The 25389-nt window shown below is 64.2% G+C and carries 24 protein-coding genes; 10 read left to right on the top strand and 14 right to left on the bottom strand.

Annotated elements, in window-relative coordinates:
• Positions 1 to 173 precede the first annotated feature (173 nt).
• From A6B35_RS20310 to A6B35_RS20295, 4 genes are all read right to left on the bottom strand, one after another.
• Entirely contained in the window at positions 174 to 1187 is a 1014-nt protein-coding gene (locus A6B35_RS20310) for an ABC transporter permease (RefSeq protein WP_006200839.1), read from the bottom strand.
• Positions 1180 to 2712 (bottom strand): sugar ABC transporter ATP-binding protein, encoded by a 1533-nt coding sequence (locus A6B35_RS20305; RefSeq protein WP_006200838.1) that lies wholly within the window; start codon positions 2710 to 2712, stop codon positions 1180 to 1182. The genes A6B35_RS20310 and A6B35_RS20305 overlap by 8 nt, the downstream gene beginning before the upstream one ends.
• 109 nt (positions 2713 to 2821) lie before the next feature.
• Entirely contained in the window at positions 2822 to 4078 is a 1257-nt protein-coding gene (locus A6B35_RS20300) for an LVIVD repeat-containing protein (RefSeq protein WP_006200837.1), read from the bottom strand.
• Positions 4079 to 4191: 113 nt separating this feature from the next.
• Positions 4192 to 5232 carry a substrate-binding domain-containing protein gene (locus tag A6B35_RS20295; protein ID WP_006200836.1) on the bottom strand — a complete coding sequence of 347 codons (1041 nt, stop codon included), beginning with the start codon at positions 5230 to 5232 and terminating at the stop codon, positions 4192 to 4194.
• Positions 5233 to 5456: 224 nt separating this feature from the next.
• Between A6B35_RS20295 and A6B35_RS20290 the strand changes: the two genes are divergently transcribed.
• A complete protein-coding gene (locus A6B35_RS20290) occupies positions 5457 to 6191 on the top strand; it encodes a rhomboid family intramembrane serine protease (protein WP_006200835.1) in 735 nt (244 codons plus the stop codon).
• Between the two features lie 101 nt (positions 6192 to 6292).
• Positions 6293 to 6724 (top strand): CBS domain-containing protein, encoded by a 432-nt coding sequence (locus tag A6B35_RS20285; RefSeq protein ID WP_006200834.1) that lies wholly within the window; start codon positions 6293 to 6295, stop codon positions 6722 to 6724.
• Between the two features lie 48 nt (positions 6725 to 6772).
• On the opposite strand, the gene A6B35_RS20280 is transcribed toward A6B35_RS20285, so the two are convergent.
• Positions 6773 to 7030, bottom strand: coding sequence for a YjhX family toxin (locus tag A6B35_RS20280; protein WP_006200833.1), 258 nt, complete (start codon positions 7028 to 7030; stop codon positions 6773 to 6775).
• A gap of 285 nt (positions 7031 to 7315) precedes the next feature.
• Between A6B35_RS20280 and gatB the strand changes: the two genes are divergently transcribed.
• Both gatB and A6B35_RS20270 read left to right on the top strand, forming a co-directional pair.
• Positions 7316 to 8815, top strand: a complete 1500-nt coding sequence (gene gatB / locus A6B35_RS20275) for an Asp-tRNA(Asn)/Glu-tRNA(Gln) amidotransferase subunit GatB (RefSeq protein ID WP_006200832.1) — start codon at positions 7316 to 7318, stop codon at positions 8813 to 8815.
• Positions 8816 to 8819: 4 nt separating this feature from the next.
• On the top strand, positions 8820 to 9308 hold the full coding sequence (locus A6B35_RS20270; protein WP_006200831.1) for a GNAT family N-acetyltransferase: 489 nt from the start codon (positions 8820 to 8822) through the stop codon (positions 9306 to 9308).
• Between the two features lie 92 nt (positions 9309 to 9400).
• Here the strand turns inward: A6B35_RS20270 and panC are convergent, their stop codons facing one another.
• On the bottom strand, positions 9401 to 10252 hold the full coding sequence (gene panC / locus A6B35_RS20265; RefSeq protein WP_006200830.1) for a pantoate--beta-alanine ligase: 852 nt from the start codon (positions 10250 to 10252) through the stop codon (positions 9401 to 9403).
• Positions 10249 to 11076, bottom strand: a complete 828-nt coding sequence (gene panB / locus A6B35_RS20260; RefSeq protein ID WP_006200828.1) for a 3-methyl-2-oxobutanoate hydroxymethyltransferase — start codon at positions 11074 to 11076, stop codon at positions 10249 to 10251. Before panB ends, panC begins: the two co-directional genes overlap by 4 nt.
• A gap of 237 nt (positions 11077 to 11313) precedes the next feature.
• Between panB and A6B35_RS20255 the strand changes: the two genes are divergently transcribed.
• The 3 genes from A6B35_RS20255 (at position 11314) to A6B35_RS20245 (ending at position 12865) form a co-directional block, all read left to right on the top strand.
• Entirely contained in the window at positions 11314 to 11712 is a 399-nt protein-coding gene (locus tag A6B35_RS20255) for an NADH:ubiquinone oxidoreductase subunit NDUFA12 (protein WP_006200827.1), read from the top strand.
• A gap of 127 nt (positions 11713 to 11839) precedes the next feature.
• Positions 11840 to 12388 (top strand): DUF2155 domain-containing protein, encoded by a 549-nt coding sequence (locus A6B35_RS20250; RefSeq protein WP_006200826.1) that lies wholly within the window; start codon positions 11840 to 11842, stop codon positions 12386 to 12388.
• Positions 12389 to 12481: 93 nt separating this feature from the next.
• A complete protein-coding gene (locus A6B35_RS20245) occupies positions 12482 to 12865 on the top strand; it encodes a hypothetical protein (protein WP_040582314.1) in 384 nt (127 codons plus the stop codon).
• Positions 12866 to 12877: 12 nt separating this feature from the next.
• On the opposite strand, the gene aat is transcribed toward A6B35_RS20245, so the two are convergent.
• The 6 genes from aat to A6B35_RS20215 all read right to left on the bottom strand — a co-directional run bounded on the left by aat (position 12878) and on the right by A6B35_RS20215 (position 18195).
• A complete protein-coding gene (gene aat / locus A6B35_RS20240; protein ID WP_006200824.1) occupies positions 12878 to 13495 on the bottom strand; it encodes a leucyl/phenylalanyl-tRNA--protein transferase in 618 nt (205 codons plus the stop codon).
• Positions 13496 to 13509: 14 nt separating this feature from the next.
• Entirely contained in the window at positions 13510 to 14868 is a 1359-nt protein-coding gene (gene accC / locus A6B35_RS20235) for an acetyl-CoA carboxylase biotin carboxylase subunit (RefSeq protein WP_006200823.1), read from the bottom strand.
• 18 nt (positions 14869 to 14886) lie between these two features.
• Entirely contained in the window at positions 14887 to 15345 is a 459-nt protein-coding gene (gene accB, locus A6B35_RS20230; protein WP_006200822.1) for an acetyl-CoA carboxylase biotin carboxyl carrier protein, read from the bottom strand.
• A 26-nt stretch (positions 15346 to 15371) separates the two neighbouring features.
• Positions 15372 to 15806, bottom strand: a complete 435-nt coding sequence (aroQ, locus tag A6B35_RS20225; RefSeq protein ID WP_006200820.1) for a type II 3-dehydroquinate dehydratase — start codon at positions 15804 to 15806, stop codon at positions 15372 to 15374.
• A 135-nt stretch (positions 15807 to 15941) separates the two neighbouring features.
• The gene (locus A6B35_RS20220) at positions 15942 to 16745 is read right to left on the bottom strand and encodes a DsbA family protein (RefSeq protein WP_040582312.1); all 804 of its coding nucleotides are present in this window, start codon (positions 16743 to 16745) and stop codon (positions 15942 to 15944) included.
• 58 nt (positions 16746 to 16803) lie between these two features.
• Positions 16804 to 18195, bottom strand: coding sequence for a M48 family metalloprotease (locus tag A6B35_RS20215; protein ID WP_081482088.1), 1392 nt, complete (start codon positions 18193 to 18195; stop codon positions 16804 to 16806).
• 151 nt (positions 18196 to 18346) lie between these two features.
• Here A6B35_RS20215 and A6B35_RS20210 point away from each other — a divergent pair, with 151 nt between their 5' ends.
• On the top strand, positions 18347 to 19495 hold the full coding sequence (locus A6B35_RS20210; RefSeq protein ID WP_040582310.1) for a pyridoxal phosphate-dependent aminotransferase: 1149 nt from the start codon (positions 18347 to 18349) through the stop codon (positions 19493 to 19495).
• Positions 19496 to 19506: 11 nt separating this feature from the next.
• Complete coding sequence (locus A6B35_RS20205; protein WP_006200814.1) at positions 19507 to 20436, top strand: glutaminase; 930 nt, start codon at positions 19507 to 19509, stop codon at positions 20434 to 20436.
• Positions 20437 to 20527: 91 nt separating this feature from the next.
• On the opposite strand, the gene A6B35_RS20200 is transcribed toward A6B35_RS20205, so the two are convergent.
• Positions 20528 to 23458, bottom strand: a complete 2931-nt coding sequence (locus A6B35_RS20200; RefSeq protein WP_006200813.1) for an Rne/Rng family ribonuclease — start codon at positions 23456 to 23458, stop codon at positions 20528 to 20530.
• A 653-nt stretch (positions 23459 to 24111) separates the two neighbouring features.
• Between A6B35_RS20200 and A6B35_RS20195 the strand changes: the two genes are divergently transcribed.
• Positions 24112 to 25371: an N-acetylmuramoyl-L-alanine amidase gene (locus A6B35_RS20195; protein WP_006200812.1), complete on the top strand. Its 1260-nt coding sequence runs from the start codon at positions 24112 to 24114 to the stop codon at positions 25369 to 25371.
• Positions 25372 to 25389: the final 18 nt, after the last annotated feature.

The following is a 25389-nucleotide window of genomic DNA, read 5'->3' as shown; positions in this document are numbered from 1 at the left end:
AAGTCTAAACCCGTCGAGGCCAGGATGAGAAGATATGCCGCCTCCCTGGCTCTGCCACAGGGGACAACACGATCTGTGCTGTCGCCATCACCTCTGAGTTCATGGGTTCCGAGGGGCAGATGCAATCGTCGAATGAAATCCGCGATGGTGTCGCCGGCGGGTTCAGTTCCGAGCTACCGCTTCTTTCCAAGGCCGAAAGTCAGCGCCAGCGCGCCAACCAGCACCACGCCTTTGACGAAGTCCTGCGTGTAGTAGGGCGCGTTCAGCATGGTGAGGCCGTTGAGCAGCACGCCGACGAAGATCGCGCCGACCACCGTGCCGAGCACGTGCGGGCGGCGCTTGTCGAGCACGGCGTAGCCGATCAGCGACGCCGCCACCGCGTCAAGCAAGAGCGAATTGCCGGCCGAGACGTCGCCGCGGCCGACGCGCGAGGCGACGATCAGGCCGCCCAGCGACGCAAGCGTGGCCGAGATGACATAGGCCCACAGCCGGTACGCCTTGGTCGGCGCGCCTGAAAGATGCGCGGCCGTCTCATTGCCGCCGATCGCATAGAAGACGCGGCCCCAGCGGGTGCGTTCCATCAGGAACCAGGCGAGAAGGGCAACGGCCGCCATGACCACGACGGATAGAGGGATGGTGTCGAAGAGCCGCGAGCGGCCAAGGATCAGGAAAGCCGGATCGTAGGCGCCGGGGACCGACGAGCCGTCGGGCAGCACCATGCCGGCGGTGATCGAGCGGCCGCCCGTGGGGATGAGTTGCAGGCCTGCAAGCAGGAACATGGTTGCCAGCGTGGCAAGGAGGTCGGGAACACCGAGGCGAACGATCAGCAATCCGTTGACGAGACCGATCAGGGCGCCCATCAGCAGCACCAGCGCCATCGTCTCGGGTGCATCCAGTTGCCAGACGACCATGGCATAGCTCGCTGCCATCACCGACGAGGCGGCGACGCTGCCGACCGAAAGATCGAAGCCGTCGGCCGCCATGGTGATCGAGACGCCAACGCCGAGGATCGCCACCACGGAAACGGCTTGCAGGATCGAGAACAGATTGGCCGACCGGATGAAGGCCGGCTGCGCGTACCAGAAGCCGACCACCATCAGTGCCAGCAGCACGAACAGGGCGTATCGACGCGTTTCGCGAAAAAGCGATATGCGTGGAGCGGCCTGCGCCGTCGTCAGATCAGTCATCGAAGGTCTCCGGCCTTTCGCTCTCGACCTTGTCGACCTGGTCGGTGAGCGAGCCATGGCCGTCTCCGGCCTCGTAAAGTGAATGATTGCGCATGACGAGGATGCGGTCGGCAACCTCCAGCGCTTCCTCGGTATCGCTGGTTGCGATCAGCGTGGCGGAACCGCTCTGGCTGCCGCGGATGGCGGCGATCAGGTCGGCGCGCGCGCCGACATCGACGCCCTGGAACGGTTCGTCGAGCAGCAGCAGCCGGCAGGGAGCCGCCTGCCAGCGGGCAAGCACGACCTTTTGCTGGTTGCCGCCGGAAAGTTCGTCGAGTGTGTCGTCCGGTCCGCGCGCCTTGATGCCGAGCCGCGAGATTGCTTCGGAGCCGACCTTGCGCTCACGCGCCGCTCTGAGCAGGCCGCTCGGAAACCAGCGCTTCAGATGTGGTAGAGCGATCGTGCCGGCGATGGAAGCGCCGGGGACTTCGGGCGGCAACAGCGAGGATTGCCAGCGATCCTCGGCGACCATGAAGACGCCGTTCTTGATCGACCGCGCCGGCCCGCTCGAGAGCCAGGGCTGTCCGTCGAGCACGAAGTCGCCTTCGGCCAGCGTTTCCAGGCCAAAAAGCGCGCGCAGCAGCCGGGTCTTGCCCGAGCCGAGGGTGCCGGTGATCGCGACCACTTCGCCCGAGCGAAGTTCGAGGTCGAAGGGCTTCGCGCCGGGAACCAGTCTCGCGCCTCTGATGGAGGCGACAATCGGCGCGGTCGATATCTTGCCGTCATGGGCCGCGGCTTCCAACGTCCGGCCGATCATCGCAGCGACCGCGGCCGGGAAATCGATCGGCTTCGCAAACGCACCGACGATACGGCCGCCGCGCATCACCACGGCGCGATCGGCGATCGCGGCAAGGTCGCCAAGCCGATGCGAGATGTAGAGGATTGCCATGCCGGCGGCGCGCAACCGCCGAATGATGGCGAACAGCCGGTCTGCTTCCGTGGTTGAAAGGCTCGATGTCGGCTCGTCGAGAATCAGGACAGAAGCCTTCGCTGCGACCGCACGGGCGATGGCGATCAATTGCCGCTCCGCCGGGCGCAGATCGACGAAGTCGAGGTCGAGCGGCAAATCGAGATCGATCAGCGCCGCGATCTCACGTGCCCGCCGGCGGATCGACCTGGCCGAGACGAGGAAGCGCCCGCTCGGGCGGCAAAGTTCGTCGAGCAGCAGATTCTCGGCGACCGTCAATCCGGCGGCGCCGGCCTGATCGGTTGCCTGATGCACGGTCGCGATGCCGGCAGCCTTGGCGGCGCTCGGTGAGGCGAGGGTGCCGGTCTTGCCGTTCAGCGTGATCGTCCCGGCATCGGGCGCGTGCGTTCCCGAGAGGATTTTCACGAGCGTCGATTTGCCGGCGCCGTTGGCGCCCATCAGTGCCACGACCTCGCCGGCGGCCACGGCAAGATCGGCGCCGGCGAGCGCACGCGTCGGCCCGAAGGATTTTTCGATGCCGGTGACAGAGACGGCGATGGCGGAAATGGCAAGGGGCAAGGGGCTGGGCTTCAGTTGGGTTGGATGCAAGTTGAGGAAGAGGTTCTGCCTGCCTCCCTCTGCCCCTGTCGGGAAGGCGAAGCAAGCGGAAGGGGCGGGATCGCTTCCGTCATCCCCCATACTCCATGATCGCCAACCCGGCGTTATAGTCTGGCGAATAGACGATGCCGCTTGCGTCGACGAACACGTCGGTCGACTGGATCACACGCGGCCGGTTCGGACGCTTGTCGACCATGCGCCGTGGCGCCGGCGGAACCAGCGCGCCGGTTTCCTTCGGCCGGTAGGGATCGGAGATGTCGAACACGCGCACGCCGGCGTTCTGGTAGGTCGCGAAGATCAGCGTGTCGGACACGAAGCTGCCGGGCCGGTTCTCATGCAGATTGTGCGGGCCGAAATGCCCGCCCTTGGCGGTGTAGTCTGCCTCGTCGGGTGTCGGCAATGTGGAGATCGAAACCGGGTTCGCCGGATCGCGCACATCGAAGATCCAGGTCAGTTTGCGCCCGTCTTCCTCGTGGTCGAGCACGGCCTCGTCGGCGACGATGAGCAGGTCGCGCTTCGGCAGCGGCAGCGCCGAATGCGTGCCGCCGCCATAGGGCGGCGACCAGTTCCTGTGAGCGATCAGCTTCGGGTCGGCGCGATCGGCGACGTCAAGCACGGTCAACCCGCCATCGCGCCAGCAGGCATAGGCGGTGTCGCCTTCGACCAGCGCGTGATGCAGCGCGTAGCGGCGACCGTCGGGCCAGTCCGGCATCTCGCCGCCGGCCAGATGCATGCCCGGGATCCACCAGCGTCCGGCCTCGACCGGTCGTGTCGGATCCTGAAGGTCGACGGTCAGGAAGATGTAGTCGCTGTAGCCGTCGAGCAGGGCGGAGACATAGGCGTAGCGTCCGCCAACATACCAGATACGATGGATGCCGACGCCGTCGACCGGAAAGAAGCCGATCTGGCGGGGTTCAGCCGGTTTGGAGATATCGTAGATGGCCATGCCGGCCGACCAGTTGCGTGCCGCTCCGGCGCCGGAGGTGGTGCCGAGCGTCTGGCCGATCGACCGGGTGTAGTAGACCTTTTCGTCGAAGGCGAAGGCGGCATCGGCGAAGAGATCGCGCGCGTGGACGACCAGCAGCAGATCCTCGTGCGTCTGCAGGTGGATCGTCCAGGTATTGGGCGGTGCGGGCACGAACACAGTTGCGCCCGGGTTCCTGGGATCGCGCACATCGATGACGGAAAAACCTTGCGACCAGGGATGCGCGACATAGGCGAAACCCCGCTGCACCATCACCTGCAGTCCGTCCGGCCGTCCGCCCTGGTCGGAATGACCGATCAGGCGCATGTTGCGGGCGTAGTCGGGAGCGGGGAGGGAACTCATCACTGTCTTTCGAACGCTTGCATTCCGTCGTCCGGGGCGACCGGACGACGGAATTTTTAGAGGCCGACCCTCGGTCGATTCAGGATGGCGGCGGCCGGCGAGGGGTTGGCTGTTCAGTTCGTCGCCGGGATCCAGGGCGCCTTTGCCGCGTTGCTGTCCTTGAAGGCCGGGAACTTCGCCTGCAGATCCTCGATCGTCTTGATGTTGTTGTCGACGAGGTCCTTCTTGGTGACCAGCGTCGGCTGGATCAGCACCGAATGGCCGGGATCCTGGCCGGCGATCAACTGGGCCAGCGCGCGCACAGAGGCTTCGCCAACCACGGCCGGGTTGGTCGCGGCTGTCGCCACCCACGGGCTGTTCGGCTCGAGGATGGCCTGGATGTCCGAGGTCGAGATGTCGACGCCGTAGATCTTGACCTTGTCGGCGACGCCAAGCTCGTCGATGGCAAGCTTCACGCCGCGGGCGAATTCGTCCCATGGGGCAAAGACCACCGAAAGCGTCGGGTTGGCGGTGAGCACGGCCTTGGTCTGGTCGGCGACCGAAGCGGCGACCGTGTCGTTGACCACGCCCCAGGTGGCGATATCCTTGATGCCGGGATGTTTCTTGCCGAGATCCTTCCAGACGGCATAGCGGCGGTCGAGCGGCGCGAAGCCGGCGACATAGACAATGCCGCCGTCGAATTTCTCGCCCTGCTCCTTGACCGCCTGGTCAAGCACGAGGCGCGCCATGTCGGCGTCGGACTGCTCGACCTGCAGGATCTTGGGATTGTCGAGGTTGGTGTCGTATGCGACGACCGGAATGCCGGCGTCAAGCGCCGCCTGGGCGACATCCTTGATGGCTTCCGGCTGGCCGTTGTTGATGATGATGCCCTGCACGCCGAGATTGATCGCCTGCTGGATCAGTTGCCTTTCGGTGTTGATGTCGTTGCGCGCCTGCGAGATGTTGGCCTCGATGCCGAGCGCATCGGCCTGGCGCTTCACGCCGGCCTCGAAAGCCTGGAGCCAATCACCGGAGCCGAGGAAGCTGATCACGGCGATCTTGACGCCACCCTTGTCGAAGGGGGCTGGCGCGCCCGCTATACCTCCTGCCGAGGCGGCGGTGGCGAGAGTAGCGACGCCGGCGGCGAGAGCCAGCGAGAGGATATGCTTGATCATGTGGAGACCCTTTTGAAATCGGCCGCATTGTAGGAAGCGGGCCTGCCCCTTCCGAGAACGCCGGTTGCGAGTTTCGCGAAGGCCGGAGCATTTCCGCTTCGTTTCCTTTCGATTTCTTAGCAAGAGAAAGCGAGGCTTTGCGGGGGCCATCCCGGGAACAGAGCTGTTTCAACCGAAGCAGCCTTGCTCTAAAGCTCGCGGGACGAATCCCTGGACCAATGCGAATGAGCGAACCGGCAAGCCCCTCCGAGACCGAACCGACGGATGAAACGTCGGAGCCGCGCCGCGAGCCGGTGTTCAACCTGCCGCCGGTGGTGCTGGCGGTGATCGGCATCTGCGTCGCCGTCCACCTGATCCGCGTCTACGGGCTCAACGACGACCAGGATTTTGCCCTGCTGGTGCGGACGGCCTTCGTGCCGAGCCAGTTCGATCTCGATGTCTACGCGTTCACCAGCCCCTTCACCTATGCCTTCCTGCATGGCGGCTTCGCCCATCTGGCCATCAACATGGTGTGGCTCGCGGCTTTCGGCTCGCCGCTGGCGAACCGGTTCGGCACGTTCTGGTTCGCGCTGTTCTTCGCCGCGACCGGACTGGCGGCGGTGGTGCTGTTCTGGGCCGTGCATCCGCTCGGCCAGGCGCCGCTGGTCGGCGCTTCGGGCGCCATTTCAGGCATGATGGGGGCGGCGGCGCGCTTTGGGTTCCGCATCGACCGCACTTCGGGCAAGGCCGCCTTTGCCGGTGCGCCGCTGCCGATCGCGGAGGTGCTGCGCTCGCGCGGCGTCATGACCTTTCTCGGCGTCTGGATGGTGATCAATCTCGTCACCGGCCTTATCGGCTTTGCACCCGGCGTTGACAGCCAGATCGCCTGGGAAGCCCATATTGGCGGCTTTGTCGCCGGCTTCTTCGGCGTGCGCCTTTTCGATCGGCGCCAGCAGGACGTCCATACAGACGAGCAATGACCGCCGCACTTGAAATGCAACCAATCACGGCGCACGATGTTCACCGGAACGTGAATGCCGGTCAGGGCAGGAACCGGCAAGCAAAAGCTGAGGAGGACGCCATGACTGTTAAGGCAATTCTCGAGAAGAAAGGCCATGACGTGTTGACGCTCGGGCCGAACGAAAAGCTGAGCGAAGCTATTCGTATCCTGACCGAACACAGGATTGGCGCGCTGGTCATCACCAATGGCGACCACAAGATCGTCGGCATTCTTTCCGAACGCGACATCGTACGGGTGATCGCCAGGGAAGGAGCGGCAGCACTTGAAATCCCGGTGCGCTCGGCGATGACGCCCAAGGTGAAGATCTGCAACGAGAACCACACCGTCAACGAGGTTATGGAAATCATGACCAAGGGCCGCTTCCGTCATCTGCCGGTGGAAAGAGACGGCCTGCTCTACGGCATCGTGTCGATCGGCGACGTGGTCAAGCGGCGCATCGAGGATGTTGAGCGCGAGGCCGAGGAAATCAGGGCCTATATCGCCACCGCCTGAGCGGTGATGGGAAACCGCCGGCCGGAAGCCGACCGGCGGAGCTCCATGCTATCTGTTGTCGAGTTCGGCGCGGACGAGTTCGAGCCCACGCCGAGTGATGCGGTAGGGACCGCCGCCCGACGAGGAAACCGCCTTCTTCCGTTTCAGTTTTCGAAACAGGTCGAGACCGACGCCCGGATAATGCCAACCGTCGCGGGTCAGGCATTTGACGGAGGCGATCCGCTTCTTCTCGTTCTTTTCGATTTCGATGCGCCCGCCCTGCGCAAGCAGGTGCAGGATGCGCTGTTCAATGCGCGAAATGTCCATCTGGAGAAATTCCCGGGAAAACGAAAAATGCCGCCGCCGCGAGCATGTCGCGGCACGGGGGTTTCAGGTTTTGTCGCCCTGCCTCGCTACGAGGTCAGGGCCTTACCGGGACTGAGCGTAAGTGGACATCCACTCTCCATTGGGATGAGTGGCCTATAGGCGAAAGCGGCCGAAAAGGCCAGCCTGCAGGCTTTGCGCTTGTCTCTTTTGGTGGTTTGCACTAGCGAAGGCTGACACCCAAATTCGCGAAAATCGCAAGTTTCGTAAGCTAGAAGCGCAGGCCCCATGAGCATCATCGACACCCGCACGCCCGACGCCAAACGCCTGATCCCCGGCGCTACCGGCGATTGGGAGATCATCATCGGCCTCGAGGTCCACGCGCAGGTGACCTCGGAGGCAAAGCTGTTTTCCGGCGCCTCGACGGCGTTCGGCGCGGCGCCCAATGCCAATGTCAGCCTGGTCGATGCGGCGATGCCGGGCATGCTGCCGGTCATCAACGAGGAATGCGTCAAGCAGGCGATCCGTACCGGGCTTGGGCTGAAGGCCGAGATCAATCACAAATCGGTCTTCGACCGGAAGAATTACTTCTATCCGGACCTGCCGCAGGGCTACCAGATCTCGCAGTTCAAGCAGCCGATCGTCGGTGAGGGCAAGGTGATCGTCTCGGTCGGTCCGGACCGGCAGGGCGAGTTCGAGGACATCGAGGTCGGCATCGAGCGCCTGCATCTGGAGCAGGACGCCGGCAAGTCGATGCACGACCAGCATCCGACCATGTCCTATGTCGACCTCAACCGGTCGGGCGTGGCGCTGATGGAGATCGTCTCCAAGCCCGACATGCGCTCGGCCGACGAGGCCAAGGCCTATGTCACCAAGCTGCGCACCATCGTGCGCTATCTCGGCACCTGCGACGGCAACATGGACGAGGGTTCGATGCGCGCCGACGTCAATGTCTCGGTGCGCAAGCCCGGCGGCGAATTCGGCACGCGCTGCGAGATCAAGAACGTCAACTCGATCCGCTTCATCGGCCAGGCCATCGACTACGAGGCGCGCCGGCAGATCGCCATTCTGGAGGATGGCGGCAAGATCGACCAGGAAACGCGGCTGTTCGACCCCAACAAGGGCGAGACGCGCTCGATGCGCTCCAAGGAAGAAGCGCATGACTATCGCTATTTCCCGGATCCCGACCTGCTGCCGCTGGAGTTCGACCAGGCCTATGTCGACGCCCTGGCGAAAGACCTGCCGGAACTGCCCGACGACAAGAAGGCGCGGCTGATCGCCTCACTGGGCCTGTCGACCTATGACGCCTCGATCCTGGTGTCGGAAAAGCCGATCGCCGACTATTTCGAGCAGGTGGCCTCGGGGCGCGACGGCAAACTCGCTGCCAACTGGGTCATCAACGACCTGCTCGGCGCCCTCAACAGGGCCGGCAAAGATATTGAAAATGCTCCGGTTTCTCCCGATCAGCTGGGCGCCGTCATCGATCTCATCAAGGAAGGCACCATCTCCGGCAAGATCGCCAAGGACCTGTTCGAGATCGTCTGGAACGAGGGCGGCGATCCGCGTCAGCTGGTCGAAAGCCGCGGCATGAAGCAGGTCACCGACACCGGCGCCATCGAGAAGGCGGTCGACGACGTCATCGCCGCCAATCCGGACAAGGTCGAGCAGGCGCGCGCCAAGCCGACCATGGCCGGCTGGTTCGTCGGCCAGGTGATGAAGGCGACCGGCGGCAAGGCCAATCCGCAGGCAGTCAACGACCTCGTCAAGGCCAAACTCGGCATCGAGTAGGGCAATGTTCGTCCGCACCGCCAGCGAGCGCGATCTTGCCGCGGTGCGAGCGTTGCTGGTCGAAACCTGGCACGCGACCTACGACGCCATCTATGGCGTCGAGCGGGTCGCCGAAATCACCGACGATTGGCATTCGATCGCTTCGCTGAAGGCGCGGCTGACGCGGCCGAATTCCGAATTCCTTTTGGCCGATGACGGCAAGCGTCTCGGCGGCATGGCCTTTGCCGCGGCCACCACCGACCCGAAGATTGTCCTGTTGAACCAGCTCTACGTGCATCCATCCTGCCAGCGGCAGGGGATCGGCCGGGCATTGCTGGAAGAGGTCGAGGCCAGCTTTCCCGAAGCGCATACGCTGCGCCTCGAGGTGGAGGAAGCTAACACGGTGGCTATCGCCTTCTACCGCTCGAATGGTTTCTTGCCGACCGGCAAGACTGCCGATTGCGGCGGCCGGTCGGGCTTGCCGGCATTGATCTTCGAGAAGACGATCGGATAGGCCGCTTGCGGCCTGCACGTGCCGAGCGAGGAACAAGGCGCTTCGCGACGGTGCACGGACGGCCGCAAGCGCTGGTTGCGACGGCTCCGGGACTACGCGGCGGGAATCTCCACATTGTCGATCAGCCTGGTCTTGCCGAGCCAGGCGGCGGCGAGCAGGCGGCCATCGCGGCCGCGCCGCCAGGGAGCGAGCGTCTGGCTTTCGCGCGCGGCGACATAGTCGACCCGCTGGAAGCCCGCTTCGACAAGGGCGCGGGCGGCCGCATCGGTCGCGCCGGCTTCATCGGCGCTGCCCGTCAGCGCACTCGCTGTCCGGCGCAGGATCGCGTTGAGTTTTCGCGCTACCTTGAGTTCGGCTTCGCCGAGATAGGCGTTGCGCGACGACATGGCGAGACCGTGCGCGTCGCGCACCGTCGGCGCGCCGATGATTTCGACCGGCAGGTCAAGGTCGCGGCAAAGCTGCCTGACCACGCAAAGCTGCTGGTAGTCCTTTTCGCCGAAGATCGCATAGTCGGGCAGGGCTTGCAGGAAGAGCTTGGCCACGACCGTGGCGACGCCGTCGAAGAAGGTCGGCCTGAAGTCCGATTCGAGACCGGAGGAAGGGCCGCCGACCGAGATTTTTGTGGCGAAGCCGGCCGGATAGATTTCGGACACAGTCGGCGTAAATGCCAGATGCGCACCGGCTTCCGCCAGCCGCTCGAGATCGCGGGCCAACTGGCGCGGGTATTTGTCGAGGTCTTCGGTGGGGGCGAACTGGGTCGGGTTGACGAAGATCGAGACGAGGCAGCGATCGGCCTTTTCGAGCGCGATCCTGACCAGCGAGATATGGCCGTCATGCAGCGCGCCCATGGTCGGAACCATGGCGATGCGCAGGCCGTCCTGCCGCCAGGCGCGGATTTGCGCGCGCAAGGCGGCGACGCTGTCCACGACGATTGGTCGGCTCATGCCTTGTCCCTGCTTGGCGTAGCTGGAAAAACGTGGTCGGGGCCGGGAAATGCGCGGCTGCGCACCTCGGCGGCATAGCGTGCCGCCGCATCGGAGATCACGCCGCGCAGTGCGGCATATTCCTTGACGAATTTCGGCACGCGGTCGACGGTCATCCCGACCATGTCGTCGATGACCAGGATCTGGCCGTCGCAGTCGGCGCTGGCGCCGATGCCGATTGTCGGAATGGCGAGGCGCCGCGTGAGGTCGGCGGCGACGGTCTCGACCGTGCCTTCTATGACGACAGAGAACGCGCCGGCTTTTTCCACCGCCTCGGCGTCGCGAAACAGGGCCGCCACATTCTCCTCGGTCCGACCCTTGATCTTGTAGCCGCCATCCTTTTCCACCGATTGCGGCTGCAGGCCGATGTGGCCCATGACAGGAATGCCGGCCGCGACAATTGCCGCGATCTGTTCGGCGATGTCGACACCACCCTCCAGCTTGACCGCCTGGCAGCCGGTCTCGTCGACGACCTGCCGTGCCGAGGCCAAGGCCTGCGCGGTGGAGGTCTCATAGCTGCCGGCCGGCATGTCGACGACCACGCAGGCTTTGGCCGAGCCGCGCATCACGGCTTGTCCATGAGCGATCATCATTTCCAGTGAGGCGCCGAGCGTCGTCTTGTGGCCATGCAGCACCATGGCGACGCTGTCGCCGACCAGGAGCAGGTCGACATGGTCGTCGAGCAGGCGGGCGACGGGGTAGGTATAGGCCGTCAGGCAGACGATCGGCACGCCGCCCTTTCGGCGGCGAACGTCGTCAGGGCCGATCCGGACATCGGCGGACATTTCTGGGGCCAATCCTCACCTCCCTCAGCCGGCACAGGGCCGGGCGCCCATTGCCGGGCGAGCCGAGCTTTAGAAAGACAAGCAGTGCTTGGCAAGCCGGCTTCCGCCAACCGCGCTGCTGCATCGATTTAGCGCACGGACCATTTGCGTCGCCCGCGCGGCAAAACCCTTGCCTTCGCGAAGGCCTGACGCCATAAGCAGGAAACAGGCGCCGCCGCTGCCGCCGCGAGGATCTGGATGAAAACTTTCCTTCTGCAGTTTTTCACCTGGTGGAACAGCCAGACACTGGGAACCCGCTTCCACACCTGGCGTCACGGCAAGCAGGTCGGGCAGGACGAGGCCGGCAACGTCTACTACGAGGGCGGTGTCGATTCGGAAGGCCGCACCCGCCGCTGGGTCATTTACCGCGACTATTCTGAGGCTTCGGCCATCCCGCCGGGCTGGCACGGCTGGATCCATCACCGCGTCGATACCGCGCCGCCGAGCGAGGAGTACCGGCCGCGCGAGTGGCAGAAGCCGCATCAGCCGAATCTCACCGGCAGTGCCGCGGCCTACAGGCCGAAGGGTTCGGTGCTGACCAACCAGCATCGCCCGCAAGTGACCGGCGACTACGACGCCTGGACGCCCGGTTCGTAATCGGCCATCACCGCGCCGATCGGTCCTTTGTCGCCACAATTGACGTTTAGCTGCTTGCTGATCTGAAAACGGCGACTAGCCTTGGCGATTGAAAGAATCACCCGGGCGCAACCACCGGTATCCCTGCATGAGCATCTTCAGCCGAATTTCGATGGCCGGACTGACGGCAGCCGCCCTTGTCGCCTGCACGACGACGTTTGCCTCGGCGCAGACGCCGGCAGCGCCGGCAGCGCCTGCAGCGCCGGCCGTGGCCGAGCGCATCACCAATCCGGTCGCCGAATTCGCCGGCATCGACAAGATCACCGGCCGCATCATCACCTTCGACGTCTATATCGACGAGACGGTGCAGTTCGGCGCTCTGCAGGTGACGCCGCGCATTTGCTATTCGCGGCCGGAGACCGAAGAGCCGAAGACCGATTCCTTCGTCGAGGTCGACGAGATCACGCTCGACCGCAAGATCCGCCGCATCTTCACCGGCTGGATGTTCGCCGAAAGCCCCGGCCTGAACGCCGTGGAGCACGCCGTCTATGACGTCTGGCTGAAGGCCTGCAAGCAGAAGTCGGACGTACCGCCACCCGACGCGGCCAAGAGCGGTGCACCACAGGTCGATACGTCCAAGCCCAAGGCCGCCGCCGCTCCAGCCACGACCGAGCCGGACGCCGACAGCACCAACTGATCCCCCAATACCAATTGATCCGGGAGGAACCGCTTGGCCTGCCATACGTTGGCAAAGAGCGACCGCGAAACATTGCGCATGGAGGATCTTGCGATGTCAGCAACCAAGCAGATGACGGCCAGCAAGAAGGAATTGCTCGACCTTGAAAAGGGGTTTTGGACCGGCGATGCGGACTACTATGCCGCCAATGCCGATGCCGAATGCCTCGTGGCCTTTCCTGAGATGGCGCAGGCGATCAGCAACGCCGATCTCGCCAAAACCGCCAGCAAGCCAAACCGCTGGCGCGATCTCGACATCGACGTGAAGGGCATGGTCGAGCCGGGCAGCGACATCGTCATGCTGACCTATGAGGCCCACGCGACTCGGGAGAACGGCGAGCCCTATGCCGCGCTGGTCAGCACCGGCTACGTCCACCGCACCAACGGCTGGAAGATGATGTTCCATTCGCAGACTCCGATGGAACCTGCGAAAGGCTGACGAAACAGCCCGTTACGGAAAAAAGATCGCCTCGCCCTTCAGCGCGTCGGCCAGCATCTTTTCGTACTTGCCGCGCGGCACGTCGACCGCGCCGAAGCGCTTGAGGTGTTCGGTGGTGAATTGCGTGTCGAGCAGCGCGAAGCCGCGCGCCTTCAACCGCTCGACGAGAAAGAAAAGACAGGTCTTGGACGCGTCCGTCTCCCTGGCGAACATGCTTTCGCCGAAGAACACGCGACCCAGCGAGACGCCGTAGAGGCCGCCGACCAGCCGCTCCTCGCGCCATGCCTCGACCGAATGGCAATGGCCCAGCCGATGCAACTCGACATAGGCTTCACGGATGGGTGCGTTGATCCAGGTCGAGCGGCGTTCCTCCCGCTTTTCGGCGCAGCCGTCGATCGTCGCCTCGAAATCGAAGTCGAAGCGGATGTCGAACGGGTGCTTGCGGATCGTCTTCTTCAGGCTCTTCGGCGTGTGGAAGCCGTCGAGCGGAATGATGCCGCGCGTCTCCGGTCGCACCCAGAACACTTCGGGGTCGCTGGCGCTTTCGGCCATCGGAAATACGCCGGACGCATAGGCCTTCAGCAGAAGGTCGGTCGGGATGCGGTAGCCGGGCGCGTAGGGGCGGGTCATCCCGGCATTATAGCTTACGAGTTCGCGACCTCATCACCCTTGGCCAGGTATTTCTCCAGCCAGTGGATGTCGTAGTCGCCATTGGCGATATCGGCATTGCCGACCAGATCGCGGAACAGCGGCAGCGTCGTCTTGATGCCGTCGACGACGAATTCGTCGAGCGCGCGGCGCAACCGCATCATGCATTCGACGCGGTTGCGGCCGTGCACGATCAGCTTGCCGATCAGGCTGTCGTAATAGGGCGGGATCTTGTAGCCGGAGTAGACTCCGGAATCGACACGGATGCCGAGGCCACCCGGCGTGTGGAAATGAGTGATCGTGCCGGGCGAGGGGGTGAAGGTGCGCGGGTCCTCGGCGTTGATGCGGCATTCGATGGCGTGGCCGTTGAACTTGATGTCCTCCTGACGCACCGAAAGCCCGCCTCCGGAGGCGACGCGGATCTGCTCATGCACCAGGTCGATGCCGGTGATCGCCTCGGTCACCGGGTGCTCGACCTGCAGGCGGGTGTTCATCTCGATGAAGTAGAATTCGCCGTTCTCATAGAGGAATTCGATGGTGCCGGCGCCGGAATAGCCGAGATCGGCGACGGCGCTGGCGCAGATGCCGCCGATGCGTGCGCGCTCTTCGGCATTGAGCGCCGGCGAATTGGCTTCTTCCCAGACCTTCTGGTGGCGGCGCTGCAAGGAACAGTCGCGCTCGCCGAAATGCACGCCGCGGCCGGCGCCGTCGCCGAACACCTGCAATTCGATATGGCGCGGCTTTTCCAGGTATTTCTCGATGTAGACCGCGTCGTCGCCGAAGGCAGCACCGGCTTCCGAGCGCGCCGTCTGCAGTGCAACCTCGAGATCCTCCTCCGTGCGCGCCACCTTCATGCCGCGCCCGCCGCCGCCGGCCGAGGCCTTGATGATCACGGGATAGCCGATCTCGGCGGCAATGCGCTTGGCTTCCTTCTCTTCTGTGACCGCGCCGTCCGAGCCGGGCACGACCGGAATGCCCAGGCGTTTGGCGGTGCGCTTGGCTTCGATCTTGTCGCCCATGATGCGGATATGATCGCCCGACGGGCCGATGAAGGTGATGTTGTGCGCGGCGAGGATGTCGGCGAACTTGGCGTTTTCCGACAGGAAGCCATAGCCCGGATGCACCGCATCGGCGCCGGTGATCTCGCAGGCGGCGACGATCTGGTGAATGTTGAGATAGCTGTCGCGCGACGGCGGCGGGCCGATGCAGACGCTCTCGTCGGCGAGCCTGACATGCATGGCGTCGGCGTCGGCGGTCGAATGCACCACCACCGTCTGGATGCCGAGCTCCTTGCAGGCGCGCAGCACCCGGAGGGCGATTTCGCCGCGATTGGCGATGAGGATCTTCTGGAACATTTTTGGCTGTTCCCGGCTCTACTCGATCACGACGAGCGGCATGCCGTATTCGACCGGCTGGGAATCTTCGAACAGGATGGCCGTCACCGTGCCGGCGCGGGGCGAAGGGATCTGGTTCATCGTCTTCATCGCTTCGATGATCAAAAGCGTCTGGCCTTCCTTGACCTTCTGGCCGATCTCGATGAACGGCTTGGCGTCTGGCGAGGGCGCCAAATAGGCGGTGCCGACCATGGGCGATGGGACCGCGTTCTTGGAGACGTCGGCCGCGGCCGGTGCTGCGGCGGCCGCCGGCTGTGCTGCCGCGGAGACATAGCTGGGCTGGGGTGCGGCAATCGCATGCACGGCGGGCGCCTGCCGCGACACGCGCACCTTCAGATCGCCCAGCTCGACCTCGATCTCGGTGAGGTTGGTGTCGTTCAGTATGCCCGCCAGGTCGCGGATCAGCTGCTGGTCAACACCGGTCTTCTTTATCGACATTTTCGAGCCTTCTGTTTGTTGGCCGGTCACAGGCGTGCCGCCAGCGCCTGCAGCGCGAGCGTGTAGCCGAGCGGCCCGAATCCGCAGATCATGCCGACGGCGACCGGCGAGACCATGGAGACGTGGCGGAACGGTTCCCGCGCGTGGATGTTGGAAAGATGCACTTCGGCGACCGGCAACGGCGCGACGGAACGGATGGCATCGTGGATGGCAATCGAGGTGTGGCTGTAGGCGCCCGGATTGATGACAATGCCGGCTGCCTTGTCGCCGGCTTCCTGGATCCAGTCGACGAGGTCGCCCTCATGGTTCGACTGACGGAAATCGATTTCGAGACCAAGTGCTGCACCGGCCTGCTTGCAGTCGTCGGCGATGGCGGCAAGCGTCTTTCCGCCATAGATCCCCGGCTCGCGCTTGCCGAGCGCGTTGAGATTGGGACCGTTCAGAACGAAAACCGTTTTCAAGAATGCCGACCTTTCCCGGCGCCGGCCCCAGCCGGCGCGCTGGGCCCTCTATAATGGGCATAGACGCCTGCGAAAAGAGCGCAAGTGCGTTCTTTTGCTGTCCACAGCAGGCGGGAAACCGCCTGCCGCCTTAGATCAGAGCGCGGCTTTGGCTGCCTCGATCTTTTCGGCCAGAACGTCCTGCCCGAGTGCCCCGAACACAACCTCGTTGCCGACCACATACGAAGGCGTGCCGGTGATCGCCAGCTTGGTGGCGAGATCGTAGGTCTTGGAAATCGCCTCGTGGATGCTTGGGTCCTTCATCTTCTCGCGCAGCGCCGCTTCGTCGGCGCCGAGCGACAGGGCAACCTTGATGGCCGTGGCCTCGGTGGCGCGACCCGGGCCGCCGAGCAGGGCGTTGTGGAATTCGCCGTACTTCTCCGGCTTCATCAGGTGGAAGGCCATCGAGACGACGCTCGCCTTCTGCGAATCCGGACCCAGGATCGGGAATTCCTTGAGCACGAAGCGCAGGTCCGGTTCGGCTTTCGTCAGCGCCTGCATGTCGTCGATGGCGCGTTTGCAGAAGCCGCAATTGTAATCGTAGAACTCGACGATCGTGATCTTGCCGTTCGGATTGCCGACGACGCCGTCGAAGGCGGAGTTGAAGATCTCTTCCTTGGCGTTCTTGATGACGCCGAGCGCGGCGATCCGCTGTTCTTCCTTTTGCTTGGCTTCGAGCGCGTCCTGCACTTCGAGCAGAACCTCAGGGTTCTTCAAGAGATAGTCGCGGATGATGCCCTCGACCTCGGCCCGGTCGATCTTGGTGTCCGAGGACGCTACCTGCACGACCTGCGCTGTATCGGCCTTGGCCGCCTGCGGGCTGCCGGCGACGAAGCCGAAAGCCAGCATGGCAAGAGCGGCCGCCACTCCCGTCGTGCCGAGCAGAATTGCCTTGTTCATCATCCCTTGTCCTCTTGCCTGTTCCGTCCGCTTTTGTCGCAGTATGCCGCCGGAAGGTTCATTTCTTGATTTTGCCTGATGGCGCGTAGTTTATGATATCCTGAGCGCGAAGCCAGCCCGGCTCGCCGCGCTTCAATTTCTGCTGCGCGCGCATGGCAAAGATTTTCGCATTCTTGTAGTCGCCGGAATAGAAACGGCCTTCGGCGGTCGCGAGTTCGGCCGCCGGAATCTCGCCGAGCTCGCCATAGGCCTGGGCCAGATAGCGATACCCTTCGGCGTTTTCCTTGTCGCGCCCGAGGCCATTGTTGATCTGCACCACCGCTTTCTTCAGCGATTCGGGTGTGCCGACCGCCATCAGCGCCTGGCCATAGGCGACCGGCAGCAGCCCGGACCGCGCCGGATCGAGGCTGACCGCCTTGGCGTAGGCGTCCGCTGCATCCTTCGGCTTGTTGGCCTTCATCAGGATGTCGCCGCGCAGTTCCTGGAAATAGGGGTTTTTCGGCTGTTCCTTGATCAGCGCGTTGGTCTTGGCGAGGCTCGCGCCCAGATTGCCGTAGAGATAGGCCAGCTGCGCCTCGCCATAGCGCGAGGCAAGGCTGCCCGGATTCTTGCGCATCAGCCGCGTCGCGGGGGCCTGACCGCCCATATAGGCGGCGATCTTGACGCGCATCATGTCGTGCCGCTGCTGCAGCGCCGGCGGATCGACCTTGTCGACATAGGGGCTCTGCTTGACCAGCACTTCGAGATTGGCAATGCGCTCCCGCGGCATCGGATGGCTGATCCGGTAGGGGTCGACCTGCGCGCCGGACAGGGACAGCGCACTCTGGAAGCGGCCGAAGGTCTTCAGCATGCCCATGCCGGACTGGCCGGTGGCGTTGAGATAGGTGATCGCCGAGCGGTCGGCGGTCGTCTCTTCGGTGCGCTGATAGGCAAGGATGCTGCGCTGCGCCATCTCGCCGCCGCCGGCGGCAACACCCATGCCGGCGCCGGCGAGGCCGCGGCTGTTTGTGGTGGCGCCGGCAACGATGGCGCCGGCGCCAAGCAGGGTGGCGATGATCGCCATCGTCTTGGCGCGCTCGAGCTGCTCGCGCAATTTCTGCTGGTGGCCGCCGGCGATATGGCCGGCCTCATGGGCGATGACGCCGATGACCTCGTTGGGCGTTTCGGCCATCATCAGCGCGCCGGTATTTATGAACAGCCGGCGCCCGGTGACGAAGGCGTTGAAACTCTGATCGTTGACCAGAACGATGTTGACGCCGTCATTGGCGAGACCCGCCGCCTTGAAGATAGGCCGCGCGTAGTCGCGCACCAGCGCCTCGATCTCGGCGTCGCGCACCACCGGCACGTTTTGCGCCAAGGCGCTGACAGAGCCGGAGACCGCGACGGCGGCGGCAAGCAAAAGCGTCGCGAAGCCGCGCGCGGAAAACATCGATCTGGGTCGGCTCAACATGACAGGTCCACTGGTAGACGAGCGGGCGAAGGATGAAAAGTCGGCACCGAAAACTTCCTGCGCTTGTGATCCCCACATCAATCGGGCATTTGTGCGGCCAAAAGGGCCTGCAGCTTTGGCCGGGATCGATCCCGGTGTGATGGATTTGAAGATGGTCGTTTCCCTTTCGCGCCGCGGCGAGGTCGAGCCGTTCCATGCCATGGACATTCTGGCCGAGGCCAACCGGCTGAAGGCAACGGGCGTGCCGGTGGTGTCGATGGCGGTCGGGCAGCCGTCCGACCCGGCGCCTGTGGGGGTCAGAGAAGCTGCGGCGAACGCGCTGAAGCTCGGCCGCATCGGCTACACCGATGCGCTGGGCCTTGCCGACCTGCGCAAGGCGATCGCCGGGCATTATGGCGACCACTACGGGATCGATATCCCGCCCGGCCGCATCGCCGTAACCACCGGATCCTCGGCCGCCTTCAACCTCGCCTTTCTGGCGATGTTCGATCCCGGCGACCGCGTCGCCATCGCCGCACCCGGCTATCCGGCCTACCGCAACATCATGGCCGCGCTCGGCATCGAAATCGTCGAGATCGAGCTCGGCAGCGACGCCTATCTGCATGCCGAGCACCTGAAGACGGCGCATGCCGAAAAACCGCTGAAGGGCGTGCTCTTCGCCAGCCCGGCCAATCCGACCGGTGCGGTCATTCCCGCCGACGAGCTGGCGGCGCTGGTGAGAACGGCCGAAGAGCTTGGCATTGCTGTGATTTCCGACGAGATCTATCACCGGCTGGCCTATGCGGCACCCGACACGACGGCGCTGGCCTACGGCTCGGGCGTGACGGTCATAAACTCGTTTTCGAAATACTATTGCATGACCGGCTGGCGCATCGGCTGGATGGTGCTGCCGGAAGAGCTGGTGCGGCCGGTCGAACGCATCGCCCAGAGCCTCTACATCTCGCCGCCGGAACTGTCGCAGATCGCGGCCATCGAGGCATTCAAGGCGACGCAGGAGCTGGAGGCGGTGAAAGCGCGCTATGCCTGGAACCGGGAGCTTCTTATGAAGCGCCTGCCGGAACTCGGGTTTCCGCTGGCGGCACCCATGGACGGCGCCTTCTACGCGTTCTGCGATGTCACCAGGCATACCAATGACAGCATGGCCTTTGCGCGCAAAATGCTGGCCGAGGCGCATGTGGCGGCAACGCCCGGCCGCGACTTCGATCCGCTCGCCGGGCACCGGACCATGCGCTTTTCCTATGCCGGCAGCCATGACGATATGGTCGAGGCGATGGCGCGCATCGAGCGCTGGCTGAAATAGCGGGGACATCCATGCCGGAACTCGAACAGGCGCTTGGGGAAGTCGCCACTGAGATGGCGGAGCGCACGGATCGCGGTGATGTCGCCAGCTATATCCCGCAGCTCGGCAAGGTCGACCCGAAGAAGTTCGGCATCGCGGCCGTCACCAATGATGGCCGCGTGCTGGTGGCGGGCGATGCCGATGAGCCATTTTCCATCCAGAGCATTTCCAAGGTGTTCACGCTGACGCTGGCGCTCGGCAATGTCGGTGACGCGCTGTGGCAGCGCGTCGGGCGCGAGCCGTCGGGCAATCCGTTCAACTCGATCGTCCAGCTCGAGCACGAGAACGGGATTCCGCGCAATCCGTTCATCAATGCCGGCGCCATCGTCGTCTCCGACATCCTGCTCGCCGGCCACCAGCCGCGCGAGGCGATCGGCGAGATCCTGCGCTTCATCCAGTTCCTCGCCGATGATGAGACCATCATCATCGACCGCGAGGTCGCGGCCTCCGAGCGCGCCACCGGCTTTCGCAACTTCGCTCTGGCCAACTACATGAAATCCTTCGGTAATCTTCACCACGCGCCGGAACTGGCGCTGGGCGTCTATTTCCACCATTGCGCCATCGCCATGAGCTGCCGGCAGCTGGCGATGGCGGGCCGCTTCCTCGCCAATGGCGGCAAGAACCCGGCGACCGGCCATTCGGTGGTGTCGGCCGAGCGGGCGCGCCGCATCGGCGCGATGATGCTGACCTGCGGCCACTATGACGGATCCGGAGACTTTGCCTTCCGTGTCGGCATTCCGGGCAAGAGCGGCGTGGGCGGCGGCATATTGGGGATCGTGCCGGGCGTCGCCTCGCTCGCCGTCTGGTCGCCGGGCCTCAACGCCAATGGCAATTCCAAGCTGGGCTCGATCGCGCTGGAGAGGCTGGCGAAGATCATGAACTGGTCGATCTTCGCGCCTTAGTAGACCATCCAGATAGGAGAAACCCCGCGCCGTCCTGGCGACGGCGCGGGGTTTTCTTGGTTCAGAAAATCAACCCAAACGGCTGAAAAGCTTAGAAAAAGCCTTTCCGCTGCCACCAGCCGGCGCGCTTCGGCTTTTCCTCGACCTTGGCCTCTTCGACGACGGTCGACGAGACCACGGGCACGACCGGAGCATCGATTGCGACGGGCTTGCGGCGGGTCGGGCGTGCACTGGCAGGCGCTTCCTCCTCGGCAGCCGGGGCGGCCGGCACGGGCGCAGGCGTCGCCGCCTCGGCCGGCGCAGCATCCTCGGCTGGTGCTTCGGCTACCGTCTCGGCGGCAACTTCTGCTGCGGCCTTCTTGGACCTCGATGCGCGCTTCTTCTTAGGCTTCTCAGCGCTCGGCACGTCGTCATTGGCGGCAGAGGGAAGCTCTTCCGCCGATACCGCCGCTACAGTCTCGGCCACGGACTCGATGGCCACGGCTTCGCTTGCCGCCGCATCGGCTTCGACGCCATCGGCCGTCTCGCCCGCTTCGGCTCCGTCCTCGCCGTCCTCACGGCGATTGCGCTTGCCGCCGCGCTTGCCGCGCCGGCGCTTCTTGCCCTGACCGTCGTCCGAGGCGTCCACTGCGACGGCGACGACCGGCGCTTCGCCGCCCTCGGCGGTGATTTCATCCGTTGCGACGGCGGCGTCGATATCCGCCGGCGCCGCGACGATTGCACCTTCCGCGGGAGCGGCGTGCTCGCGATCACCATGTTCGCGATCGCGATCCTTGCCGCCACGCCGCCTGCGGCGCTTGCGGCGCTTGCGATCGCGGCCTTCGCCGTCCTCGCCGGACCTCGGCTGTTGCTGCTGGGGATGGCGCGGCTGTTCCACCTGGGCAGGTGTCTCGTCCTCCTCCTCGACGACGATTTCGTCTTCGGGCTCTTCCGGCTCGACATAGGTCGGCAGGCTGCGCACTTCGACGAAGCCCTCCGGCTTTTCCGCCAGTGCTCCGCGGAAGATCGCATAGTGCTGCGCGCCGACCGCGTCGTCGGCCTCGATCGTGATGGTCAGGCCGAAGCGGCTTTCGAGTTCGACCAGCGTGCCGCGCTTGTGGTTGAGCACGTAGAGCGCCGTCGCCGCAGGGGTCCGCACCGTGATGTGGCTGCGCGAATCCTTGAGCAGGAACTCCTCGATCGCCCGAACCACCATCAGCGCCACCGAGGAATCGGAGCGCACATGGCCGGTACCGCCGCAATGCGGGCAGGGCTTCATGGTCGATTCCAGCACGCTGGCGCGGATGCGCTGGCGCGACATTTCCATCAGGCCGAAATGCGAGATGCGGCCGACCTGGATGCGGGCGCGGTCGTTCTTGAGGTGATCCTTCAGCCGCTTCTCGACGGAGCGGTTGTTGCGGTTCTCCTCCATGTCGATGAAGTCGATGACGATCAGGCCGGCGAGGTCGCGCAGCCTGAGCTGGCGGGCGACTTCCTCGGCCGCTTCGAGGTTGGTGTGGAGAGCGGTGTCCTCGATCGAGTGCTCCTTGGTGGAGCGGCCCGAATTGACGTCGATGGCAACCAGCGCCTCGGTCTGGTTGATGATGATGTAGCCGCCGCTCTTCAGCGTCACCTGCGGCTGCAGCATGCGGTCGAGTTGCGCCTCGATGCCGTTGCGCACGAAGATCGGCGTCGTGTCGCGGAACGGCTGAACCACCTTGGCGTGGCTCGGCATCAGCATGCGCATGAAGTCCTTGGCTTCGCGATAGCCTTCCTCGCCGGAGACCAGGATCTCGTCGATGTCCTTGTTGTAGAGGTCGCGCACCGAGCGCTTGATCAGGCTGCCTTCCTCGTAAACCAGGGCAGGGGCAGTGGATTGCAGCGTCAGATTGCGGACGTTTTCCCAAAGCCGCATCAGATACTCGTAGTCGCGCTTGATCTCGGCCTTGGTGCGGCTTTCGCCGGCCGTGCGCAGGATGACGCCCATGCCCTGCGGCACTTCGAGATCGGCGACGACTTCCTTCAGCCGCTTGCGGTCCTGCGCGTTGGTGATCTTGCGCGAAATGCCGCCGCCACGCGCCGTGTTGGGCATCAGCACCGAATAGCGGCCGGCAAGCGACAGGTAGGTGGTGAGAGCGGCGCCCTTGTTGCCGCGCTCTTCCTTGACGACCTGCACCAGCAGGATCTGGCGGCGCTTGATGACTTCCTGGATCTTGTACTGGCGGCGCACCGGCTTGCGGCGGTTGCGCACTTCTTCCAGCGCATCCTCAGCACCGACCGATTCGACTTCGTGGTCGTCCGGATGCGAGGACTGGACCTCTTCCAGCATGCCGCGATCATTGTCGCTGGACGAGGCTTCGCCGCTTGCGTCGGCGGAGGCCGATTCCGGCTGCGGAGCGGCCTCGGAAATCACATCGGCTTCAACGCTGGCGGCGATCGATGTGGGCCCGCTTCCGGAAACTTCTTCGGACGCTTCTGCTTCGCCGTGATCGGCGGCTACGTCTTCGTGCCCGGCCGTTTCAGGCGAGGCGTCGGCATTTTCAGCTGTGAAATCGGCTTCGGCGGTGGTGTCTTCGGCAATTGCATCGCCGCCCGTGTCGCCATGTTCGCCGCTGTCGTCGGAATCTGCGGCACCGGCGTCGCGCTTGTGTTCGCCGCGCTCGCGGCCTTTGCCGCCGCGCCGGCGTCCGCGCCTGCCGCGATCGCGGTTCTGGCGGTCCTCGCCTTCACTGTCCTCGTCCTCTTCGTCCTGGGCTTCCTGCGCTTCGGCGCGAAGCAGGGCCTGACGATCGGCGACCGGGATCTGGTAGTAGTCGGGGTGTATTTCACTGAAGGCAAGGAAACCGTGACGGTTGCCGCCATATTCGACAAAGGCTGCCTGAAGGGAGGGTTCGACGCGCGTTACGCGGGCGAGATAGATGTTTCCTTTGAGCTGCTTCTTGTCCTGTGATTCAAAGTCGAATTCTTCAATACGGTTACCGCGAACGACGACAACGCGTGTTTCCTCCGGGTGGGAGGCGTCTATCAGCATTTTGTTGGGCATTATTTCGTTTCCCCCCGGCAGCCGTCAGCCGCAGCTTGCGAGGCAAGGCCTGCTGCTGCGTGTCTGGAGTGTGGGTGCCGGATAATTGAACGTCCGCCGGCCGCCGCTTGAGCGCCATGGCGGTGCCGCCCGCAGCCATAATGGCGCGGTCTGATGCGGACCTTTCCATGATTGCGCTTGAAGCCATCGTCACCAGCAGAACCTTTTGAACCAAAGCCCGGAAAGACCGGACCAGCTTGTTTGCTCATACAGAGCCGGCGCGGGACAAACCCGGCCGTTTTCCTCACGCAGGCGTTTCCCCCGCCACGGGCGCGCACCTGCGAAATTCATCGCGATCACCTGAAGCCTTTTCGCTGGGAAGCGAAAGGAGCCGCTTTTCATCTGACCTGTAGCAGGAAGCTGCGGAGGAAGCGGTTCCAGGATTGCAGTGATCCACCATCGCTTTTATGATTTGGCGGCATGGAAGGCAACCCCGATTTAGGATGCCGGCAAAAAGCGGTTCCGTTGGGGAAGCACAGGCTCCAATTCCTTGTCCGAAAAGGCTTGGTTAACCTTCTCTGGATACCAATCGTTAATCGAGTCCGCGGCCTAACCGGCACTTCGACGAAACGACCCGGCGCCTGGCGCCAAGAACCGGGAGCGACTGGAAAGAAATGGGACTGGTAGGCACGGCAAACAAGGGTCACGGCGCTGCGAGGCCTTTGCTGCACGCCGTCTGCGCCCTTTTGCTGATGGCGGCTTTCCTCGCTTTCGCCACCGCTTCGCACGCCACCGAGGCGCTGCTCGGCGCCACCGGCTACAAGATGGCGGGCGATGCCACCAAGATGCGCATCGTCATGAATTTCGATCGCGAGCCCGACATCAAATGGTTCCTGTTGCGCGGTCCCAATCGCCTGGTCGTCGATTTGCCGCGCACCAGGTTTGCCATCAGTGCCAGGGACGTGAAGGCCCGCGGCCTGGTCAAGGCCGTGCGTTACGGCGATCTCGGCCAGGGATCGCGGCTGATCCTCACCGGCAAGGGGCCGTTTTCGGTCGACAAGCTCGACGTGCTCAAGAACGATGACGGCAAGGGCTACCGAATCGCCATCGACATGTCGGCGGCTTCGGCGCGGGAGTTCGACGCCGCTCTAGCCAACCAGGCGCTGACCACCGGTTCGACGGTTTCGACCGACAAGGGTTCCAGGGTCGGCACCGGGCCGATCTCCAATCCGGGCCACCGCTTCACGGTCGTCATCGATCCCGGCCATGGCGGCATCGACGGCGGCGCCGAGGGGCTCCACGGCACCATCGAGAAGAACGTCACGCTCGCCTTCGCCACCGAATTGCGCGAAAGGCTCGCCGCGGTCGGCAGCTACGACGTGTTCATGACGCGCGACAAGGACGAATTCCTGCGGCTGGACGACCGGGTGCGCATCGCCCGCCAGCACGAGGCCGACCTTTTGATCTCGATCCATGCCGATACGATCAGCGTCAAGGGCATTCGGGGTGCCACCGTCTATACAGTCTCCGACAAGGCGTCCGATCCCGAGGCGCAGGCACTGGCCGATCGTGAAAACCTTTCCGACCAGTTCGCTGGCATGGAGATCAAGGACGACAACAAGGAAGTCACCGACATCCTGATCGACCTGATCCGCCGCGAGACGCACAACTTCTCGATGAGCTTTGCCCACACGCTGGTCGGTCAGCTCTCGACCAGCGTCGGCCTGATCAACAATCCGCAGCGTTCAGCCGGCTTCAAGGTGCTGAAGGCGCCCGACGTGCCTTCGGTGCTGGTCGAGCTCGGCTATCTGTCGAACGCCAAGGACGAGGCGCAATTGCTGGATGCCGATTGGCGCAGCAAGGCGGCGCAGAGCATCACCAACGCTGTCGCGCTGTTCGCCTCGGCCAAGATGGGGACGGGAGCCGGAGGCTGATATGACCGCTGCCGCCTG

Source organism: Mesorhizobium amorphae CCNWGS0123, from assembly GCF_001686985.1.
Taxonomy (GTDB): domain Bacteria; phylum Pseudomonadota; class Alphaproteobacteria; order Rhizobiales; family Rhizobiaceae; genus Mesorhizobium; species Mesorhizobium amorphae.
The sequence above is the reverse complement of the archived record's forward strand: the minus strand, read 5'-3'. Positions and strand labels throughout refer to the sequence as shown.

Coding starts and splice junctions, on each gene's coding strand:
- A6B35_RS20290 (WP_006200835.1), top strand. CDS start 5,457: ATGAGCGAACCGGCAAGCCCCTCCGAGACCGAACCGACGGATGAAACG.
- panC (WP_006200830.1), bottom strand. CDS start 10,252: ATGAGCCGACCAATCGTCGTGGACAGCGTCGCCGCCTTGCGCGCGCAA.
- A6B35_RS20245 (WP_040582314.1), top strand. CDS start 12,482: ATGTCAGCAACCAAGCAGATGACGGCCAGCAAGAAGGAATTGCTCGAC.
- A6B35_RS20250 (WP_006200826.1), top strand. CDS start 11,840: ATGAGCATCTTCAGCCGAATTTCGATGGCCGGACTGACGGCAGCCGCC.
- A6B35_RS20310 (WP_006200839.1), bottom strand. CDS start 1,187: ATGACTGATCTGACGACGGCGCAGGCCGCTCCACGCATATCGCTTTTT.
- panB (WP_006200828.1), bottom strand. CDS start 11,076: ATGTCCGCCGATGTCCGGATCGGCCCTGACGACGTTCGCCGCCGAAAG.
- A6B35_RS20195 (WP_006200812.1), top strand. CDS start 24,112: ATGGGACTGGTAGGCACGGCAAACAAGGGTCACGGCGCTGCGAGGCCT.
- A6B35_RS20285 (WP_006200834.1), top strand. CDS start 6,293: ATGACTGTTAAGGCAATTCTCGAGAAGAAAGGCCATGACGTGTTGACG.
- A6B35_RS20205 (WP_006200814.1), top strand. CDS start 19,507: ATGCCGGAACTCGAACAGGCGCTTGGGGAAGTCGCCACTGAGATGGCG.
- A6B35_RS20220 (WP_040582312.1), bottom strand. CDS start 16,745: ATGAACAAGGCAATTCTGCTCGGCACGACGGGAGTGGCGGCCGCTCTT.
- accC (WP_006200823.1), bottom strand. CDS start 14,868: ATGTTCCAGAAGATCCTCATCGCCAATCGCGGCGAAATCGCCCTCCGG.
- A6B35_RS20215 (WP_081482088.1), bottom strand. CDS start 18,195: ATGTTGAGCCGACCCAGATCGATGTTTTCCGCGCGCGGCTTCGCGACG.
- A6B35_RS20300 (WP_006200837.1), bottom strand. CDS start 4,078: ATGAGTTCCCTCCCCGCTCCCGACTACGCCCGCAACATGCGCCTGATC.
- accB (WP_006200822.1), bottom strand. CDS start 15,345: ATGTCGATAAAGAAGACCGGTGTTGACCAGCAGCTGATCCGCGACCTG.
- A6B35_RS20200 (WP_006200813.1), bottom strand. CDS start 23,458: ATGCCCAACAAAATGCTGATAGACGCCTCCCACCCGGAGGAAACACGC.
- gatB (WP_006200832.1), top strand. CDS start 7,316: ATGAGCATCATCGACACCCGCACGCCCGACGCCAAACGCCTGATCCCC.
- A6B35_RS20255 (WP_006200827.1), top strand. CDS start 11,314: ATGAAAACTTTCCTTCTGCAGTTTTTCACCTGGTGGAACAGCCAGACA.
- A6B35_RS20270 (WP_006200831.1), top strand. CDS start 8,820: ATGTTCGTCCGCACCGCCAGCGAGCGCGATCTTGCCGCGGTGCGAGCG.
- A6B35_RS20280 (WP_006200833.1), bottom strand. CDS start 7,030: ATGGACATTTCGCGCATTGAACAGCGCATCCTGCACCTGCTTGCGCAG.
- A6B35_RS20210 (WP_040582310.1), top strand. CDS start 18,347: ATGGTCGTTTCCCTTTCGCGCCGCGGCGAGGTCGAGCCGTTCCATGCC.
- aat (WP_006200824.1), bottom strand. CDS start 13,495: ATGACCCGCCCCTACGCGCCCGGCTACCGCATCCCGACCGACCTTCTG.
- A6B35_RS20295 (WP_006200836.1), bottom strand. CDS start 5,232: ATGATCAAGCATATCCTCTCGCTGGCTCTCGCCGCCGGCGTCGCTACT.